The organism is Kitasatospora sp. NPDC057512 (genome assembly GCF_042802135.1).
Classification (GTDB): Bacteria; Actinomycetota; Actinomycetes; order Streptomycetales; family Streptomycetaceae; genus Kitasatospora.
Window position 1 is genome coordinate 1 of record NZ_JBHVET010000748.1, and the last position, 4,046, is coordinate 4,046.

At 72.9% G+C, this 4,046-nt stretch carries 4 protein-coding genes; 2 read left to right on the top strand and 2 right to left on the bottom strand.

Annotated elements, in window-relative coordinates; all coding sequences use genetic code 11:
• Positions 1–754, bottom strand: a 754-nt coding sequence (locus ACFU6K_RS33090; RefSeq protein WP_380669364.1) for a TIGR03084 family metal-binding protein, incomplete at its 3' end; no start/stop codon positions are given.
• Between the two features lie 153 nt (positions 755–907).
• Positions 908–2,410, bottom strand: coding sequence for an MFS transporter (locus ACFU6K_RS33095; protein WP_380669366.1), 1,503 nt, complete (start codon positions 2,408–2,410; stop codon positions 908–910).
• A gap of 154 nt (positions 2,411–2,564) precedes the next feature.
• Here ACFU6K_RS33095 and ACFU6K_RS33100 point away from each other — a divergent pair, with 154 nt between their 5' ends.
• Both ACFU6K_RS33100 and ACFU6K_RS33105 read left to right on the top strand, forming a co-directional pair.
• Positions 2,565–3,245 (top strand): TetR/AcrR family transcriptional regulator, encoded by a 681-nt coding sequence (locus tag ACFU6K_RS33100; RefSeq protein ID WP_380669368.1) that lies wholly within the window; start codon positions 2,565–2,567, stop codon positions 3,243–3,245.
• A gap of 138 nt (positions 3,246–3,383) precedes the next feature.
• Positions 3,384–4,028, top strand: a complete 645-nt coding sequence (locus ACFU6K_RS33105; protein WP_380669370.1) for a streptomycin biosynthesis protein StrG — start codon at positions 3,384–3,386, stop codon at positions 4,026–4,028.
• Positions 4,029–4,046: the final 18 nt, after the last annotated feature.

A 4,046-nucleotide genomic window follows, 5' to 3' on the forward strand; every position in this document is an offset into this window, starting at 1 on the left:
GGCCGCGGTAGGCTTGGGCGAGGTCGAGCCAGGCGTCGGCGTCCTCGCCGCGGGCCGTCAGGGCGAGGTCGTCGCGGTGCCGGCGCCTGGTCACCAGCAGGCAGAAGTCGACGGCGGGTCCGCTGACGCGCTGTTCCGCGTCGGCGGGGCCGAACTCCCACCGGGCGCCCGACGGAGCGGTGATCTCGAAGCGGAACGTCGTCTCCGGCGGCGTGAGCCCGCGGGCCTGGTAGCCGAAGTCCCAGGTGCGGACGGCGAACTCGACCAGGTAGCGGATCCGGTCGGTGTGCTCGCGGCGCTCCCCGAGCGCGTCGGCGATGTCCTGGCCGTGGCCGAACAGCTCCATCATGCCGGCGGCGGCGAGCACGGGGGCCGTCAGCGGGCGGACCAGCCACGGCAGCGGCCGGTCCGCCGGAACGGCCGCCAGGGCCTCCTCCGCGGTCCGGCGCTCGGTCTGCCAGCTCTCCAGCAGGAGCTTCGGCGCCTTCGCCAGGTAGGGCTTGAGGGCCTGCTGCACCGCGCCGTCCATGTCCTGCCCGATGCCGGCGGCAACCGCCCGGAAGGCCTCGGGATCGCCCGCCGCGAGTCCGGCCAGCCTGAAGGTGGCCGTGAGGTGGGCGACCTGGTGGGCGACGGTCCAGCCGGGAGCCGGCGTGGGGCGTGCCCAGTCGGCTTCGGGCAGGTTCGCCACCAGCGCGTCGACGGCCTCGCCGTCCAGCACCAGCGCGGAGATCACGTCCTGTCGGTCGACCATGCCTCTTCCTTCCGTTGAGCGGAACCGGCCGGATGCCCGGAGCCCTCCCAATCCGCCTCGAACCGTGGCGAGTTGGGCGATTCCAGTATCGACTCCCGGAGATCGGCGGGCTTCTCCGCCCGTGCTCTGCCACCGGCCGCACCCGCGCCCCCGTCACTCGGACGCCGCGCCGAGCGCCGGGGCCGCGAGCCGGCTCCGGCGGCTGATGTACCAGGCGGCCGCACCGCACAGCAGCGCCAGGACGGAGACCGCCAGCAGGACGTCGGAGGCCGAGGACACCAGACCCGCCAGCAGCAGCGGCCCGCACAGGCCGCCCAGCCGGTTGAAGAAGGAGACCCAGCCGGTGGTCCGGCCGCGCCGTTCCGGATCGGCCAGGTCGGCCGCGATCGGCAGGAAGATCGCGGCCATCGAGTTCACCGAGAACAGTGCCGCCACCAGCGCGCCCGCGCAGATCCAGCCCACCTGGGCCACCGCGCCGCTGGCGGTGAGCGCCAGCAGCAGCACGGCGGTGACCGTGGCCAGGCCCGCCGCCATGCTGGTCGGACCGAACCGGCGGTAGCCCAGCATCAGCAGCAGGGCGCACGGGACCATCACCACCGCCGCCACGGTCAGCATCAGGTTCGCGGTGCGCACCGGCACACCGCCGATCCGGGCCAGGCTCGGCACCCAGGTGGTGAGGCCGAAGGTGAGCAGGCCGATCAGGGTGGCGAACGCCCGCTGCAGGCCGTGGGTGAGGGCCCGCGCGGACCGTGTGTCCCGGCGCGGGACCGGCGCGCTCCGCGCCGCCGGGGCGGAGCGCGCCACGTAGTCGGGGACGAAGGGCGCGAGAAGCGCCAGCGCGGCGCCGGTGGGGGCGCCGATCAGCCAGAGGATCCGCCAGCCGAACACCGGCTCCAGCCACAGGGCCGAGCCGGCGGCGATCAGGTAGCCGACGGCGGTGGCGACGACGGAGAGCGCCACCACCACCGATCCGCGGACCCGCCCGCCGACCGCCTCGGTGAGCAGGGTGATCAGCAACGGGGCGAGGCCGCCGACCGCCAGGCCCATCAGGCCGCACATCAGCAGGTTCCCGTGGAAGGAGGGCATCGAGCCGCACATGCTGGTGGCGGTGAAGCCGAGGGTGGCGATCAGGTAGGAGCTGCGGCGGCCGATCCGGTCGGTGAGCACGCCGAACAGCAGTGCCCCGGCCGCCGTCCCGGTCAGCCCGCAGACCGCCAGCAGGGAGGCCGTCCGGGGGTCGAGGCCGTAGTCGGCCCGCATGCCGGGGATGACGAAGCCCAGCGTGGAGGTCTTGCTGATGTCGATGGTCAGGGCGGCCGTACCGATGACGGCGATCAGCAGCCGGCCGCGCCGGCCCGCGCGGAGTTCGGTCGGGGCCGAGCGCGCCCGTCCGCGCAGGGCGGCGCCGGCCACCACGAGCAGCAGTCCGGCGAAGGCGGTGAACATCTCCGGCATCTCCGCCAGCGGCATGCCGTCGAGCTTCCGTCCGGCGTCGGTCGGGGCGTGCGCCATCTCCATCGGCATCGACATCGACGTCGGCATCGGCATCGCGGGGTCCATGGCGAAGGCGTGGTGGAAGGCCAGGGCGGAGGAGACCAGCACGATCGCACTGCCCGCGTACAGGAGCATCGCGGCGCCGAGGGGTCTGGAGAGCACGGGGGCGGCCTTTCGGTCGGGGGGGCGGCGGTCGCGCCGGGTGACTGGGAAGCTACGCCGGGCGTCCTGGGGGCCGCTTCTCGCAGTGTGCTGGGATCGGGAGTTGTGGACCGCGACCGGCTCCGGCGCAACGGCGTTTTGGTTGACTGGGGACATGAGTCCGCGTCGCTCGGATCCCCGTGCCCGCCCGGGGCTGGTGACCATCGCCGCCCGGCTGCTGGCGGAGGAGGGGCCGCAGGCACTGTCCACCCGCCGCATCGCGAGCGAGGTCGGCACCTCGACGATGGCCCTGTACACCCACTTCAACGGAATGCGCGGGCTGGCGCGGGCCATCGTCCACGAGGGGTTCGCCCGGCTCCAGCAGCACTTCACCCGGGTGCGGCCCAGTGACGACCCGGTGTGCGACCTCGCGCTGCTGGGCCGCGCGTACCGGTGCAACGCGCAGGCCAACCCCCACCTGTACGCGGTGATGTTCGGCGGTTCCTCGCTGGCCGGGTTCTCGCTCGACGAGGAGGACCGCCAGTACGGCCGCTACACGCTGGCCGGTGTGACCGAGTGCGCGGCCCGGTGCATCGGGGCGGGCCGGTTCCGCCCGGCGGACCCGGAACTGGTGGCGCACCAGATGTGGTCGGCGGTGCACGGCCTGGTCGTCCTGGAGCTCGGCGGCTACCTGATCGAGCCCTGCGACGCCGACCGCCTGTTGGAGGCGCAGTTGGTGGGGCTGATGGTCGGTGTCGGCGACACCCGGGAGGCCGCCGCCGGATCGGTGGCGGCCTCGGCCCGGCGGCTGCGGGAGGAGGTGGTGCCGGCGGTGGACGCGGCGGGGCCGGAGTAGTCCGGCGACGGGTGCCCGCGCTTCTTCCGGACCGCTTTCTCCCGTCGTGCTCTTGCCGCCCGGAAGGTCTTGGTGGCACAGGGCCGCTGCGCTAGTTTCTCGACCAGGAGGCATTTGTCCGCCAGGAGAATTCGGGGAGTGTGGGAGAGCATGCAGCCGAAGACCTACGAGTACGATCCGGCCGTGTTCGACTTCGCCGCGGCGGTGCGGTCGATCTACCGGACCGAGGACCTGAGCACGTTGCGGCCGGACGCCCCGATGGAGCTGCTCACCTGGCGGACCGACCAGTCCACGGAGTTCCACGCCGCCTTCTACCGGGAGTTCGAGCCCAGGGTCCGGGACCTGTACCGCGGCTTCGTGAAATCCTTCGTGCCGGACGTGCTCGGCACCGACGAGTTCTGCTTCCAGCGCGTTCCCACCTTCCGGATCCATTTCCCGGGAAACGTCGCGGTCGGCGAGTTCCACAAGGACGGCGACTACCACCACGCCGAGGGCGAGGTGAACTTCTGGCTGCCGCTGACCCGTGCCTGGGGGACCAACTCCGTGTGGGTCGAGCGGGAGCAGGGCTCGGAGGACTACGCGGCGACCGAACTCGACGTGGGGCGGCTGCTGGTCTTCGACGCGGTCGGCTGGAACCACGGGAACAAGGTGAACGACACCGGCTCGACCCGGGTGAGCTTCGACTTCCGCTGCATCCGGCTCGCCGACTACCGCGCCTCGGACCTGCGGACGGTGGACGCCGGCCGGGGGCTGTGGATCGGGGACTACTTCGACGTCTTCTGACCGGTTCCGCTCCGGCGC

Bases quoted from the DNA above. Each gene is read 5' to 3' on its own strand.
- ACFU6K_RS33100 (WP_380669368.1), top strand. From the start codon at position 2,565: ATGAGTCCGCGTCGCTCGGATCCCCGTGCCCGCCCGGGGCTGGTGACC.